This is a genomic window from Acinetobacter sp. UBA6526, assembly GCF_002434875.1.
Classification (GTDB): Bacteria; Pseudomonadota; Gammaproteobacteria; order Pseudomonadales; family Moraxellaceae; genus Acinetobacter; species Acinetobacter venetianus.
In genome coordinates, this window is record NZ_DJLC01000111.1 from 1 (window position 1) to 248 (window position 248).

1 protein-coding gene is annotated in these 248 nt (G+C 53.6%); it reads right to left on the minus strand.

Going from position 1 to position 248, the window contains the following annotated elements; genetic code table 11:
* The coding region (locus B4237_RS07585; RefSeq protein ID WP_286942517.1) for an E3 binding domain-containing protein at positions 1-248 on the minus strand (248 nt) is incomplete at both ends.

Below are 248 nucleotides of genomic sequence, written 5' to 3' on the forward strand. Positions count from 1 at the left end.
GTGAGACGTGCTTTTACATAAGCAAAAACATCGTCCTTCATCACACGACCATGTTCACCAGAAGCCTTCACCTGACCGAGAATAACGCCTAATTCACGCGCCAGTTTACGCACGGCAGGGCCTGCATAAACCTTCGCATTTTCTGCTTCTTGCTCTTTGGTCAGCTTCTCAGCTGGCGCACTTGGTGCTGCTGTCGTTGCTGCCTGTGGTTTTGCTGGTGCTGCTTGCGTAGCAGTCGCAGCGGCGGG